Genomic DNA, 15,510 nt, shown 5'->3' with positions numbered 1-15,510 from the left:
AACGCCTTTGTTTTTAATTTTATTTCCATTTTAATGTTTCCATCAGCCTTTGCATATCATTTTTAATATAACTCGCTGCAGGCATTATAGAATCAAAATTGGGTTTAGTATAAAAATAAACCGATCCGGTAATGAAATGCTTAGTACTATCCGTCACATAAAATTGTGAGTTGGTAGCTGCATTTCCATTCACCTGATAAAACATTCCGTATACTTTTTTTTCAGGGTTTAAATACGGCTGTTCTAATATATCATCTGCCTTAATAACATGCTCGTAAGTTAGTTTTTGAGCATCTTTCAGCAGTTTTTCTATGTTATTATTTACGGGTTTATAGGTCAGATAAATAGTCGCTTTCATCTTTGGATACGTAATTGCAAAACCACATTCCTTTTCTCCTTTAATTACTGCTGCCTCGTTCATCTGAAAAGCAAAGGGGCATGTGTTTTCAAAGTTTACATATTTAGCTACCGGATAATCCAAACGTAAAAAACCGGCCGGTTTTGGCAATACATCGTCTTTACAGCTTATAACAGTCAGGCTCAGCAAAATTATTGCTATCCAAATTGCTTTTTTTAACATCTTATTCTATTGTTACTTTTATTTGTTTAATACGTTTTTTATCAACTGCTTCTATTTCGAAGACACAATTTTCAAACGTTACTTTTTGGTCTTTTTTAGGAAAATTGCCCAGAATTTCAAGTATAAGACCTGCTAACGTTTCTGCCTCACCCTTGTGTGATTCAAATATGGCTTCATCAACATCAATAATCCTGTAAAAATCCTTTAAGTTAATTTTCCCTTCAAAAAGAAAATTCTTTTCATCAATTTGAGAAAAATTCAAGTGTTCGTCATCAAACTCATCACTGATATCTCCTACGATTTCTTCAATTACATCTTCTAAAGAAACCAAACCTGAAGTTCCGCCATATTCATCAACCACAATCGCCAAATGACTTTTCAGGCTCTGAAAATCTTTCAGCAGGTTGTCTAATTTTTTATTCTCAGGAACAAAAAAGGCCTCTCTGATTAATACTGTCCAGTCAAATTCGACCTTGTCAATATGAGGCAATAAATCTTTAACAAACAAAACGCCTTCAATCTGGTCAATATTATCACGATATACCGGAATTCTTGAAAATCCTTTCTCAATTATCTTTGTGTAAATTTCTTCAAAAGATTCTGATATTTCCAATGCAAAAACATCAATCCTGGGACTCATTACCTGTTTGGTATCTGTATTTCCAAAAGAAACAATTCCTTCCAGTATTTTTTGTTCCTCGCTCGATGTTCCTTCAGAATCAGTAAGTTCTAATGCCTGCGAAAGCTGGTCAACCGAAAAATTTGTTTTTTGCTTTCCTAATTTATTGTGCAAATATAGCGTAAGTGCACGCATTGGCAAACTTACAGGTGAAAGTAATTTATTTAAAAAAGCAATTGGGTAAGCGACACGTTTGGCAAATTTTATATTGTTCCGGCTGGCATAAACTTTAGGAAGAACTTCTGCGAAAAGCAAAATCAGAAAAGTAACAAGAATTACTTCTAAAACAAATTTGAATAAAGCCGAATTGATATCTGCAAAAATATTTCTGCCGATAAATGAAAACAGGATTACTACTCCAATATTCAAAAAATTGTTAGTTACTAATAATGTTGCTGCGAGTTTTTTTGGTTTATCTAAAAGATTGGAAATTATTTTTCCCTTCGGATCATTTTCCTGCAAAACATCTTCAATTTCTTTTTGAGACAAAGAAAAAAAGGCAACTTCAGCACCAGAAACAATCGCTGATAAAAAAAGTAAAATAAATATTCCTACAAAACCTATAATCAGATTAGTGTCGGCAGACGCAAAAAATAAACTGGGCTCCGGGTCCAAATTAAAAAAAGATTAGTTAAACAATTAAAAAGGCAAATCATTAATAGGTAAGCCTTCATTCGTATTTTCAAAATTAGTGTTTTTTGGTAATTCTGAAGCCTGATGTGGCCTATTGTGTTCTGTTTCTTTTTTGGTTGTCAAAAAAGTAAATTCGGTTACCTGAATTTCGGTAGTATGTTTTATCGTTCCGTCTTCGGCCTGCCATTGCCTTGATTTTATACGTCCTTCGATATATATTTTATCCCCTTTAGACAAATATTTTTCGCAAATTTCCGCAGCTTTATTACGCACAACTAAGTTATGCCATTCTGTAGAAGTAATTTTTTCGTTTGTTGTCTTATTGATATATACTTCATTTGTTGCCAACTGAAATCGGCCTATGCAATTACCTCCGTCAAAATAATGCATTTTAACATCGTCGCCCAAATGGCCTATCAACATTACTTTATTTAATGTTCCATTCATGATATAACATTTGTGTTTGTATCAAAGGTAATTTTTTTTAACGATTTAGTTCTTCCTTTTCGATAAAATTATAAATAACAATTGGGAACGGAAACGATTTTAAATCACTAAATTTCAATCCATTACCCAAAAAGTCATTGACTTTTATTTTCCAGAACTGTATATGCAAATGCTGATGTGAAAGTTTATGAATAATTGTTGCGTGAGAACATGCCTCAATACCTGTAATTTTATAAGAAGACAAAATACCCTGCTGAACAGTTTTTGTAATAAAATCAAAGCTGACAATTTCATCTGTTTCTAATAAAGGAAATTCATATAAATTATGCCAAATACCCTTTGCAGTCCTCTTTTGAATTAATGTATTTCCTTCTATATCCTCTAATATCAGATAATTAAAGAAGCGATTTGTAATTTTTAGCTTTTTAGATTTTACCGGTAAAACTCCCACCTTCTTCTTTTGTAATGCCAGACAGCTGGTGTTGAAGACACAAACACCACAATTTGGATTTTTAGGAACGCATTGTATGGCACCAAATTCCATTATTGCCTGATTAAAAATTGCAGGGTTATCTTTAGGCATCAATTCATGCGCTAAGGTGGTAAATTCTTTTTTAGTCGCAGGCAACGCAATATCGGATTCAATATCAAAATAACGGGAAAGCACTCTGAATACATTCCCGTCTACCACAGGAACAGCTTCATTATAGGAAAAAGAAGCAATTGCAGCAGCTGTATATTCACCGACCCCCTTTAATTTTAAAAGATCATGATAAGTAGCCGGAAAAACTCCATTTAAATCATTTGCAATAAACTGAGCTGTTTTATGTAAATTTCTTGCCCTGGAATAATATCCTAGCCCCTGCCAAAGTTTTAAAACTTTCTCTTCATCCGCATTAGCTAAATCAAAAACAGTAGGAAATTCCTCTGTAAAAGAAAAAAAATAAGGCATTCCCTGAGCGACTCTTGTCTGTTGCAGCATAATTTCTGAGAGCCAAATATGGTACGGATTGACAGTATTTCGCCACGGCAAATCACGTTTGTTTTGTAAATACCATTTTATCAACAGGTTATGAAATTTCATTGCAAAATACTTAGAATGCAAAAGTAAATGTTTATGTAATTAAAATTTAACGAATTAGCTTGATTAATTATTTTTTTAATTCCTATATTTGCAAACTCAAAAAAATAGTACATCATTTATAAAATAAAAATAGGAAAGAAAATGACGAAAGCAGATATCGTAGCAAAGATTTCAGAGAAACTAGGTCTTGAAAAAGGAGATGTTCAGGCAACAGTAGAAACTTTTATGGAAGAAGTTAAAACTTCATTAGAAACTGGTGACAATGTTTACCTAAGAGGTTTCGGAAGTTTCATCGTAAAGACCAGAGCTGAAAAAACAGGAAGAAACATTTCTAAAAATACCACAATCAAAATTCCTGCACACAATATTCCTGCTTTTAAACCTGCAAAAGTTTTTGTAGAAGGAGTTAAAACAAACAACGAAGCAAAATAATACTATTAATTAATCATAAAATCGACACGATATGCCAAGTGGTAAAAAAAGAAAGAGACATAAGGTAGCTACTCACAAAAGAAAAAAAAGAGCGAGAGCTAACCGTCACAAAAAGAAAAAGTAGTTTTAAACTACTTTTTTCTTTTTAAACCGTTCATTGAAATTGAAAAGCAGACATCTTAGACTACTTAGATCAGTTAGACAAAAGAAATTTTCTTTAAATCTAAAAATCTAATTTTCTAAAATCTAACTTTTCCCCGGGTTCAATACCTGTTAAAATATTGTTTAATCCATCCTTGCTTGAAAAGTTGATGGTTGGCAGTTGATAGTTGATGGATTTTCCAACAACCGACAACCAACAACCGACAACCAATAAGTTCGGATAAAAATTTACAGAGTGAATAAAGAATTGATCATTAGGTCTGGTTCTGAAGCCGTAGATTTTGCCTTATTAAAAGATGGAAAACTAATTGAATTACACAAAGAACAAGAAACAAGCAACTTTCAGGTTGGTGATATTTTTATTGCCAAAATCAGAAAACCAGTTGCCGGACTTAATGCTGCTTTTGTAAATGTGGGCTTCGAAAAAGATGCTTTTTTACATTATCACGATTTAGGGCCAAACTTAGCTTCCCTACTGAAATTCATAAAACTTGTAAGCGCAGGTAAATTAAAAGATTTCTCCCTAAAGACCTTTCAGTTTGAAAAAGAGATTGACAAAGATGGCATCATTACTGATATTTTAAGTGCCAATCAATCTGTCTTAGTACAAGTTGTAAAAGAACCTATATCTACCAAAGGTCCAAGAATAAGCGCTGAGCTTTCATTGGCAGGAAGATTTATCGTTCTCGTTCCGTTTTCTGACCGTGTTTCTATTTCACAAAAAATAGAAGACAAAAAGGAAAAGGATCGTCTAAAAAAACTTGTATTATCGATCAAACCTAAAGGATTTGGTGTTATTGTTCGCACAGTAGCCGAAGGCAAAAATACAGCCGAATTAGAAAAAGATTTGCAGAACCTGCTTGGCAGATGGACTGCAATGTGTAAAAAATTACCAACTGCTCATCATCCATCCAAAGTATTAGGAGAACTTAACAGGGCTTCTTCAATATTAAGAGATGTTTTTAATGATACTTTTAGTGGTATCCAAATAGATGATGAAGAGTTGTACCATCAAACGAAGGATTACCTGCAAGAGATTGCACCTTCAAAACAATCAATTGTGAAGTTTTATCAATCAAACGACACTCCGATTTTTGAGAAATACAATATAGAGAGACAAATCAAAACTTCATTTGGAAGAACGGTTTCGATGAGCAAAGGAGCTTATCTTATCATAGAACATACTGAAGCTCTTCACGTTATAGACGTAAACAGCGGAAACCGTTCTAATAAGGCGACCAATCAGGAAGATACCGCCATGGAAGTAAATATGATTGCTGCCGCTGAAATCGCCAGACAACTTCGTCTGCGTGATATGGGCGGAATAATCGTAGTTGATTTTATCGATATGTCTAATCCTGAAAACAGGAAAGTTTTGTTCGACTTCTTGCGAGAAGAAATGAGCGACGATAAAGCAAAACATAAAATATTACCGCCAAGTAAATTTGGTTTAGTCCAGATTACAAGACAGCGCGTAAGACCGGAAGTTAATATTAAAACCAGAGAAGAAGATCCAAACAATGAAAATGGCGAAATTGAAGCGCCAATTTTAATCATTGATAAAATCGCACTGGATTTAGACCGACTTTTAAAAACCCACAAAAATGTTGTGCTTAATGTACATCCGTTTGTGGCTGCTTACCTCAGTAAAGGTTTTCCATCCTTACGTTCAAAATGGTTTTTTGAGCATAAGAAATGGGTGAAAATCATACCTCGTGACGCTTACACGTACTTAGAATATCATTTCTACGATAAAAAAGGAAATGTTATTTCAGAATAAAAAACAAAAACCGCCTCTCGAAAGATTGGCGGTTTTTTTATGTGTCATTGCGAGTAAATCTCGTATTCAAAATTTGGAACTTGGGTTTTTAAAATTGGAAGTTGTTTTATTAGGAGCTATTTCCAGCTATCCACTTGTATCTTTTCCTGGCTAAAGGAGCCAGAAAAAGGATACCGCTCCTATCTGGGCTAGGGCTCTCATTTTCATAAGATGATTTTATATCAAAAATATTCTAATAAATCATAATGTCATCCTGAGCGGAGTCGAAGGCTTTCCGGTACAAAATGGCTTCGACTCCGCTCAGCGTGACAAACAATATATTATTTCTAAAAATTGGAATTTGGAATTTATTCAGCAGTTTTGGAATTGGAATTTTAAAAATTTATTCCCTCACAATTTCTATTCTCCTTCTAATTTCATTCCCAAAAGCATCCACAACCGTAATATAATGCACTCCCGAAGTTGGATTGATAGGCAGTTCATGAAACGTTTTTGTCGTTGCTTTATAAACATCGTCCACGTACCAAAACAATTCTTTATCTCTTTCAGAATATGCTACTTTCAAAATTACCGGCTGTACTTCGCTGTTAAAATTCTTCGTTAAATAAATTTTACTATTTGTTTTCGGGTAAATAAAATCCATTGTTTTAGATTGAATTCCTTCACAGCCTTCCTTAAACGGAGGTAAAGGCAAATATTCAATATGCTGACTTTTATAATACCAGGCCATGACCGGAGGCAAAACAAACCAGCTTTTAGTCACGATATCATCAACACTTTCACAACTGCTATTCACCTGAAATCGCTGCGATTTATCTAAATGAACTCTTTTATGATACGGACAAATAGCAGTCGATTTTCCTCTTTTAGAAACCCATTGTTTGATTTTCGGACAATCTTCTTTGGCTAAATACCCGCTTAAACGGCAAACGGCAACATTTTCTAAATCTTTATAAGGCGTTTCAAACCACTTTTGCCTTGGCAATAAATTAAAAACGTCAAATAAAATAGGTGCTGCACTTGTAACCCCTGTTAGAGTTGGCCTTCCCTCTCCTGTTGCATTTCCAACCCAAATCCCAACTACGTATTTTGAATTTGTTCCAATCGCCCACGCATCTCTGTTTCCAAAACTTGTTCCGGTTTTCCAGGCAATTTTCAACGAACTGTCATAAAATTTCCACGCTTCATCGCCTTCCGGCCGGTTCACTTCTTCCATTGCGTTATAAGTCAGCCAAATGGCTCCTGCGCCCATTATATTTTTTTGATCCGTTTCTGAACCAAAATCGGGTTCAAAATCATTTTTATAATTCAGTTCTGCAAATTCTTTTGTTCTGTACTTTGCTTGATTTTTAGTATAATAATTCACTGTCGAAGACAAACCTGCATAAGTTCGGCATAAATCCCATAAATTACTTTCTGCACCGCCCAAAATAAGTGATAATCCATAGTGATCCGGTGTTTTATTAATATCCCTTAATTTAAATTTCTGCAATTCTTCATAAAATTTATTCACGCCAAAATCCTGCAGCATCAAAACAGCCGGAATATTCAATGATCGCGACAAAGCCCGATGTGCGGGAACAGCTCCATCAAATGTGAGATTAAAATTCTGAGGTGTATATCCTGCAATTTGCGTTGGTACATCAGCCACTAAAGTATTTGGCAGTAATTCGCCGTCATCTAACATTCCCGCATACAAAAGCGGTTTCAAAATACTTCCGGTGCTTCTGGGAGCATCAATAATATCTACATCTTTTTGATGATTATTATCTGTTGGAGCATTTCCAACATAACTCATTACATTTCGATTCGAAACATCAATTACCAAAATCGCCAGATTGTTTACTTCATTCTGTTTGTACTGGTTGTAATAATATTTCGCTATCTGATTGACTCTATTCTGTAAAGCATAATCAATCGTAGTTTTTACTCGGGTTCCTTCTTCATTTTTTGCCACGCGCTGTAACAAATGAGGTGCAATCTGAGGTAAATCATAAGGTTTTTGCGGTAATGGCTCTTCTACAGAAAGTTCATAAGTCTGCTTATCGATTATTCCTTCATGATGCAATTTCAATAAAAGCCTATTGCGCTTATTCAATAACTTTATTTGATTCTTTCCCGGATAAATTAAGCTTGGCGCATTGGGTAAAACTGCCAATGTCGCATTCTCCGCCCACGACAATTGATTCGATTGTACTCCAAAATAGCGCCAGGAAGCCATTTCTAAGCCAACGACATTTCCTCCAAAAGGCGCGTGTGCTGCGTACATTTCTAAAATTTCATTTTTAGAATACCCCAATTCAAGTCTTGTAGAAAGAATAATTTCAATGATTTTTTCAAAATAAGTTCTTCCTTTGCCTTTTCTGGACAATCGAATAACCTGCTGTGTCAACGTACTTCCTCCTCGAACCACTTTCCCTGCCTTTTTATTCTGCCTAATGGCATTTACCATCGCCACGGGATTAAATCCAGGATGTTTATAGAAATATTCATCTTCAAAATAGACAATACATTTTTTGAATTTATCAGGTACGCTGTCTTGGGCAGGAAAACGCCATTGCCCGTCATCGGCTATTTTCGCGCCAAGCAGTTCTCCTTCTTTGCTTTCAATTACCGTTGAATAGGGTTCCTGAAATAATGTTCGGGGTATGGAGAAATAATAAATCAGCAAAAGCACAAATGCAATTGCCGATTTTATTTTATTCTTTTTTATCCAATTTATAATGCGTTGTGAAAACGCTATTAATTTATTTTTCAAAGTAATTCGAAAGTTTTTAGTATCCTAACAGGTTTTAGAAACCTGTTAGGATAACGGAATACAATTTTCTATTGGTCAAGTAAGTTTACATCATTAAGTACTCCTTCATAAACTAACCTTTTTTCATCATGGCATAATATAAAATTTTCTAAATCTTCAAACAATCCCACAATAAACTCCCGATCAATACTACTTTGTTTATTCGATAAATAAGAACGATAGGATGAATGTTTGTACGATTGAAAATCTTTAGAAAATTTATGCTTAACAGGATTCAAATGAATATACAAGATTAACTGCTTCAAATACGCTTCGTTTTCAATTTTATTTCTCTGCAAATGTTCCTGAAACAGACTTCCAGTTCTATCATAAGCCTTGTTTATACTTTTAGAATAAGAATTGAATAAATTTGAAAATGGCAAATGTATTTTTTCTTTAAATTTTTCTGGCAGATCAATTTTGTCTTTTATTCTTAAAACAATATGAAAATGATTTTTGAGCAAACAATAACCGTAAACATCAGCAATTGGCAAAATATATTTTTTGACTTTTTCTAAAAAGTAGTTGTAATTCTTCTCTTCAACAAAAATATTCTCATTATTATTTCCCCGATTATAAACATGGTAATATTGACCAGCCTCAAAAACATCTTTTTCCACACTGTTATTTTTTATTATCCTAACAGGTTTATAAAACCTGTTAGGTATCTTATTTATTCTAATATTAAAAACCCATTGTAATACCTAACAGGTTTTATAAACCTGTTAGGATACACGTATAGGACTCGCAAAACTACTTCACCACCTCAACCCAGAATCCTTTTGTTCTGGCCAAAAACGTATTATCATACATCGCTTCACATTGTAATCCCGGTAAATAATAATTCCCCAAATAAGAAGCATTCAGTAAAATTCGGAAGACTTTTGTTTCTCCGGCTTTCATTCCAAAATAAAAATTAGTCCTGTCGTCCCGAATATCAATATAATCTGCCATGTTATTTGTTGCGTCACCATAATCGGTAAAACGTGTATTTACAATTTCAAATCCAGAAGGCAGAATTTGAGATAATGCTACATTTTCAACATGTTCATTTCTTTGATTTCTTATCGTCACTTCAGCAATAAATTCAGTTCCCTGACTAATTCTTGAAACATTGATAACGCTTCCTTTTCTGTTTTTGAAAACAATAGAAGCCGAAACATCACTCTGAATTGGTTTCTCCTGTCCGATTGGTAATATTCCGGTGTTCAAAACACGAACATAAACCGTATTATTTTTAATGTTTTTCAACGTTACGCTATTAGCACCCGTTTGAACAATCAAACTTCTGTCTGCAACCGTTTTTTTAGAGTTTATCGTTTCGCCTTTTCCGTTTTTGCTAAACTGAATATTGATTCCTTTTGGACCGTTACTAACCGCGAATTTTGACATCGCATACAAGCAATAAGCTGTAGTCTGAGTGCTCATCCATTGATTGTTTGACATTTGTTTGGCTAATTTTGAAGCCATTGCAAATGCTTTTTGTTTTTGCCCCAAAAGCAGCATTGTTTCTAAAGCCATTGCTCTGTTCCTTTCACTTGAACCATAGTAGTAATAATTATAATTACTCGATTCGTCTTCAATTTTACTATGTAAAAACAAATTCAATCCAGCCGATTTTTGTCCAGCCAAAACATACGCAGCAGCTAAACGAAGCTTACTTTCGTTAGAGATTCCTTTGGTTTCTCTTAATCTGTTCATTGAAGATAAATCTGCATTTCCGGCCAGAGCCAAAGTGTACAATCTGTATGACTGAGCCAGATCATTTCCGTATTTTGGTTCAAAACGCCATTGTTTTGCTTCGCGTTGTTGATAGGAAATCCATTTTGACTTGAAATTAATTGGCAACACATAGCCTTTTTTCTCTGCTTCAATCAGAAAATGTCCGGCGTATGAAGTTCCCCAATCATCTGCAATTGTATGTCCTTGCCAGTAAGCTACACCTCCATTTGACAATTGGAAACTTCCTAATCTTGCAATTCCGGCTGTAATATTCTTTTGAATAATTCCTTTTCGGGTTGCATCTAAATCAACAACATCATTCAAATACAATTGTGGAAAAACGGATGAAGTCGTTTGCTCTACACATCCATGAGGATATTGAATAAGATATTGCAATCTTCCATTCAAATTCATCGTTGGTATTGACGATACTTCCAATCGTGCTTTATTGCTTCCTGAAACTCCAAAGGTTTTCCATGAAATCGTTTTGGTACTGTTTGGAGGCAGAATCACATCGGTAAAAGTATTCGTAACCGGATTCGGGTTCGTCATATCAATTTCAACATCATAAACCGATTTCTCTTTTCCTGAAGTGGCAACAACCTGAACTTTGGCAATTCCGGTAGTAGCACCTACAACTAAATTAAAATAGGTCATTTTTTCATCAGGCGAAGCAAAAGTTAAAGACTGTGTCGCACTTCCCATAACTTTTAAACCATTGCTCGTTTTAATCTGAATCGAAACATTTTTAATGTTATTCTCTGTTGCAAAAACAGTAACCGGAATTGTCACTTTTTCTGAAGGCGATATTTTTCTTGGCAACGAAGCTAAAACCATCAACGGGCTTTTAACCGGAGTTGCTTTTTCAACACTTCCGTAAGCACTTGTATTGGCATCGCCCGCAACCACCATAGTCCGAACAGAACCAATATATTTTGGTAATTTTAATTGATGTGATTTGGTTTGGCCTTTATCTAATTTAAATGGACCATAATAAAGCACCACGGGTTTAAAACGATTGGCTTTTTTAGCTTTTCCACCACCTAAATCCTGATCTCCACCAATACTGAAAATCTGGTTTATTTTTCCGCCATACGCTCCAATTACATCATCATAAATATCCCAGGTTTTAACGCCTAAAGCTTCACGAACATAAAAACTATCCCAGGCATTTGGTGTTTTAAAACGGGTCAAATCCAAAAGACCTTCATCCACAACTGCGATAGTATAGGTCATTTCCTTTCCGGTTTTTTCACCCACTTTTACCGTAAACGCCTGCTCTGGTTTTAAAACATCAGGCATTGATAATGTTGGTAGCAAAATGGTATTTTTATCCACCACTTCAATCGGAACAATTCCGTACATACGAATTGGCGAATCGTTTTTTGTTGAAGCATGAGGTTGTAATAATGTGATATTAAAATACACATTTGGAGCCATTGCCGAAGTTATTGGAACTTCCACTTTTGTTTCTCCTTTTTGTGTTTTAGCCCAAATGGTCTGAACCACTTTTGATCCGTTTTCGATAGAAATCAAAGCGCGTCCGCCTTCACTGGACGGAAAAGATATTTGTGCTTTTTCGCCTACTGCATAATTCTTTTTATCTGTAGAAAAAACCAACATATTGGCTGTAGAAGCATCTCTGTTGCGTGTTTTCCCAGACCAAATTGGCCAGTCGATATTTACTGTTAAAGCAGTCGCATGACCGTCTGTATTATCTGAAACACGAATCAAGTAGCGTCCCCATTCTTCATCGGTTAATGAAAACTGAATACTTCCTCTTCCACTTGAATCTGTATTAACTATAAATGTTTTATAAGATGTTGTTGCATTCGAAGAATTATAATTAGACAAATTATCGCTCGAAGCATCCCACCACCAGCGCCATTCAACTTTATAAACCTTAACTTCCAGATTTCGTACTGATTTTGGTCTTCCATTTTCATCAACCGTCACAATATCAAAACGATTGTTAGTTCTGGTTTCCAGCATTCCGTATTTATTCGGTTCTGGCGATTTAATTCCGACATAGGTTTTGTATGGCGAATAAGTCGTCGAAATTACATCGGTACTAAAATCTCCTCCTTCTTCATAGACTTTTGTGATGAACGAAGCGCGAAGCATTCCCGGTGCCTGACCTTGTAATTTTGGTTCAATGTTTACTGATGCTTTTCCGTTTTCATTCAATTTTCCGGAGAAAACATTAATTTCTTCTGTACTGAACTGACGCACTAAATCATCAAAACTAAATTTCTCATATTCTTTGAAAGTGGTGGTTTGCTGAGAAAATTTCGCCTGCATTTCTACATTCAGATTTTTAGCAATTGCACCGTGAAGCCAGGTAACTGCAAGATTGCTCGTGTTTGGATAAGAGGACGAAAGTGTTTTTCTTGAGAAATTATTTTTAATTTTCAACCGATTTGGCTTGATCGTTTCAATTTTGATACTTTTATAAAATTTAGCACCGCCAACACTCACCATAGCTTCCCAATTACCTGTTGGTGCCTCCTGACTTGTTGGAACCGTAAAAGCATAATGATTTAGTTCATTTGTTTTTTGAATGGTCTGATAAACTGTTTTTCCGTTCGGATCATTCAATCTGAATTTAATGGGGTGCGACTTCGGAAGTTTATTTGAAGCATCATTAAAAATAAAAGACAAATACAAATTATCTCCCGGACGCCAAACGCCTCGTTCTCCATAAATATAACCTTTTAAGCCTTTTTGCAAGGTTTCACCGGCAACATCAAAATTACTGACAGACAAAGAAAGTCCATCGTCCAGTTTTACGTAAGTCGACTGATCACCTAAAGATACAATTGCAAAATAAGCGAATTTATCCAGCTGGAAAGAAGCAATTCCTTCACTGCTGGTGGCTCCTGTACCAATTTTTTGCTGTTGATAATTATACAAATCCACTCTTGCGTTCGAAACTGGTTCTGTCGTTACAATATTATTTACAGCAAATAAATACGATTTATTTTCGCCTCTTTTTGCAATTACGCCCAAATCTGTCGCCAGGATATTTGTAGCGATTTTGGCATAATAATAATAGGACCCTGAACACGGATCCTGACTTTCTCTCCATTCGTAATCGTCATAATAATAATCGTCATATGAGTTTCCGCTATAGTTTACGTCGTTCTCATCAACTTCCTCCTCTTCTTCTTCATTTTGATCTGCATCTGAAGATTCGCATTTGTATAAAGAATACTTCTTTTTATAAACGAATTCTACTCTGTAAATTGCTCCTGGCTCCGGTGTAATGATTTTAGATAAATCCAAAGCAAAAGTGTTCCATTTACCTGGATTTACCAATTTACTTTCACTTAAATTCAGCGTTGTTTTAGCTACAGGCTGGGCTACTTTCTTGAGATTTTGACTGCCGTTTAATTCATTGTACTGAAGAAACTGCAGAATATTATTCTTGTAAATTTTATAGACTTTTACATCAACAGCACTTAAGTTTACTGCTTCAAAATTCAGTTTTAAATTATTGGAACTTGGCAAAATAGTTCCGTTTTTAATGAAACGAACACTTGGCTTTATTTGGTCAAAAGAAATTTTCTCCGTGTAATTCGAATCCATTTTTTTGCCATACTGGCTTTCAATTCCCTGAAAAACTTCAATCACCAAATTTCCGGCCAAAATTTGTTCCGGCTCGGCTGCTTCCTCCTGCACTACTTCTACTGGACTTTCAACAACAGCTACAGCGGTATCTACAATCACTGTCGATGAATCTACAATAGAAACTACTGAATCTTCTACCGCTATTGGTACAGGGGGTTCTTTTTTAACAACCGCTTTTTCATTGCTAAAATAAACTTTCAATACATTTCCCTGAGTTGAAAATTTCAGATTATTGGTATTCTGAATCGAAACCAAGCCCGCAAAATCCTGTCCTTTTTCTAAGGGTTCAGAAAAGTTAATTAAAACAGATTGATTGCCACCATCAGGAACTTCAACCTTTACGATTTTAAATTCGTTTACACTGGTGATCGGTACATCGATTTGACCTTTCTGATCAATATCAAAATCATCTCCATCATATAGGATTTCCAGATTTGTGGCTTCAGAATAACGCTGAATACTATCAATTATAAAGTGGAATTCTTTTGCTGAACCCGATTTTTTCTCAAACTTAATTTTAAGATTGTTTCCTTTCTGTTTTGCTTCAACTAATTTTTTGGCCGTTTCAATATCAATATCATCTGCTGTTTTCAGAACGCAGTTCAGGTATTGATATTCTTTGCTATATGATTGAATATCGGCCGTATTGATCGTAAAGTCCTGTTTAATAGTTTTAACAGTAAAATTGAATTCAGAAAGCACTTTTTCTTTCTCTTTCGGAAGTGCGATGAGTTTATCCAACTTTAAAGTTACCTGATATTCTGTTCCGGGTTTAAGCTTCTTTTCAGGGATAAAAGCAATTGTATTAGTCGAAAGTGCCACAACTTTTCCATCGACACTCGGATAAATATCAAACAAATCGCTGTCTAAAATCTGATTGGCCTTCCATTCTTTTTTATCAAAAGCCAAAACCACCCTAATATCAGATTCTGCCGAGACTATTCCACCTGTGAAACTGACTATATACTCTTTAAATAATGAAAAATCAGAATTGAAATCGGCTGCTGATTTTCTGCCGCAAGATTGAAAAATAAAAAACACACAAAACACGAGAACTAATCCTTTTGCTTTCACTTTTATTTAGAGTTTATGGGTTACGAATTTTAAGAAATGACAGAACGTTTTAACATTTTATTATTAAAACCATAACAAGCAAAATGCTAATTATATTGTAGTAAATGTAAAATATTTTCTGAGATATTTTAAGAGGAAAATTCGCTAAGTGAAATTATTTTTTTCCCTGAAGTTTAAACAAAATGAATCATTAAAAATACTATATTTCACAACGCTTAATAAAATAAAAAATGACAGCCCAATCAAACATATATTCTACTGAAAATGAATTTATTATAAAAAATAAAAATGTCATTATATACCTTATGGGTGCAGTAGTATTTTTTATTTTGCTTGGTTTCATAGATTATTATGTTTTACCTGTTTCAAAAACCACTGATGTAATAACTCATTACAGTGTTCAAACTACCGGAAAATCCAAACAAAAAGTTTCTTATCATTATTTTACACAAAAGGGATTTACATTCTCAACAGCAAAGGAATACATTGA

The 15,510-nt window shown here is 34.6% G+C and carries 9 protein-coding genes; 2 read left to right on the top strand and 7 right to left on the bottom strand.

What is annotated here, in order from left to right:
• Positions 1 to 19 precede the first annotated feature (19 nt).
• From gldD to mutY, 4 genes are read right to left on the bottom strand one after another with little or no spacing between them, the layout of a single operon-like run.
• Positions 20 to 580, bottom strand: coding sequence for a gliding motility lipoprotein GldD (gene gldD / locus JE46_RS05945; RefSeq protein ID WP_031454344.1), 561 nt, complete (start codon positions 578 to 580; stop codon positions 20 to 22).
• A 1-nt stretch (position 581) separates the two neighbouring features.
• Positions 582 to 1,874: a gliding motility-associated protein GldE gene (locus JE46_RS05940; RefSeq protein ID WP_031454343.1), complete on the bottom strand. Its 1,293-nt coding sequence runs from the start codon at positions 1,872 to 1,874 to the stop codon at positions 582 to 584.
• A 24-nt stretch (positions 1,875 to 1,898) separates the two neighbouring features.
• Entirely contained in the window at positions 1,899 to 2,339 is a 441-nt protein-coding gene (locus tag JE46_RS05935; protein ID WP_031454342.1) for a single-stranded DNA-binding protein, read from the bottom strand.
• 37 nt (positions 2,340 to 2,376) lie between these two features.
• A complete protein-coding gene (gene mutY / locus JE46_RS05930) occupies positions 2,377 to 3,423 on the bottom strand; it encodes an A/G-specific adenine glycosylase (RefSeq protein ID WP_031454341.1) in 1,047 nt (348 codons plus the stop codon).
• Positions 3,424 to 3,552: 129 nt separating this feature from the next.
• On the opposite strand from mutY, the gene JE46_RS05925 reads away from it, so the two are divergent.
• Positions 3,553 to 3,855 (top strand): HU family DNA-binding protein, encoded by a 303-nt coding sequence (locus JE46_RS05925; RefSeq protein ID WP_255347995.1) that lies wholly within the window; start codon positions 3,553 to 3,555, stop codon positions 3,853 to 3,855.
• Positions 3,856 to 4,252: 397 nt separating this feature from the next.
• Positions 4,253 to 5,797 carry an Rne/Rng family ribonuclease gene (locus JE46_RS05920; protein WP_031454340.1) on the top strand — a complete coding sequence of 515 codons (1,545 nt, stop codon included), beginning with the start codon at positions 4,253 to 4,255 and terminating at the stop codon, positions 5,795 to 5,797.
• A gap of 382 nt (positions 5,798 to 6,179) precedes the next feature.
• Here the strand turns inward: JE46_RS05920 and pbpC are convergent, their stop codons facing one another.
• From pbpC to JE46_RS05905, 3 genes are all read right to left on the bottom strand, one after another.
• On the bottom strand, positions 6,180 to 8,555 hold the full coding sequence (gene pbpC, locus JE46_RS05915; RefSeq protein ID WP_031454339.1) for a penicillin-binding protein 1C: 2,376 nt from the start codon (positions 8,553 to 8,555) through the stop codon (positions 6,180 to 6,182).
• Positions 8,556 to 8,623: 68 nt separating this feature from the next.
• Entirely contained in the window at positions 8,624 to 9,214 is a 591-nt protein-coding gene (locus tag JE46_RS05910; protein ID WP_035136430.1) for a transposase, read from the bottom strand.
• 133 nt (positions 9,215 to 9,347) lie between these two features.
• Positions 9,348 to 15,020, bottom strand: a complete 5,673-nt coding sequence (locus JE46_RS05905) for an alpha-2-macroglobulin family protein (protein ID WP_031454337.1) — start codon at positions 15,018 to 15,020, stop codon at positions 9,348 to 9,350.
• Between the last annotated feature and the right edge of the window lie 490 nt (positions 15,021 to 15,510).

The organism is Flavobacterium chungangense LMG 26729, assembly GCF_000735715.2.
Classification (GTDB): domain Bacteria; phylum Bacteroidota; class Bacteroidia; order Flavobacteriales; family Flavobacteriaceae; genus Flavobacterium; species Flavobacterium chungangense.
This window is presented reverse-complemented; position numbering and strand designations above follow the sequence as displayed.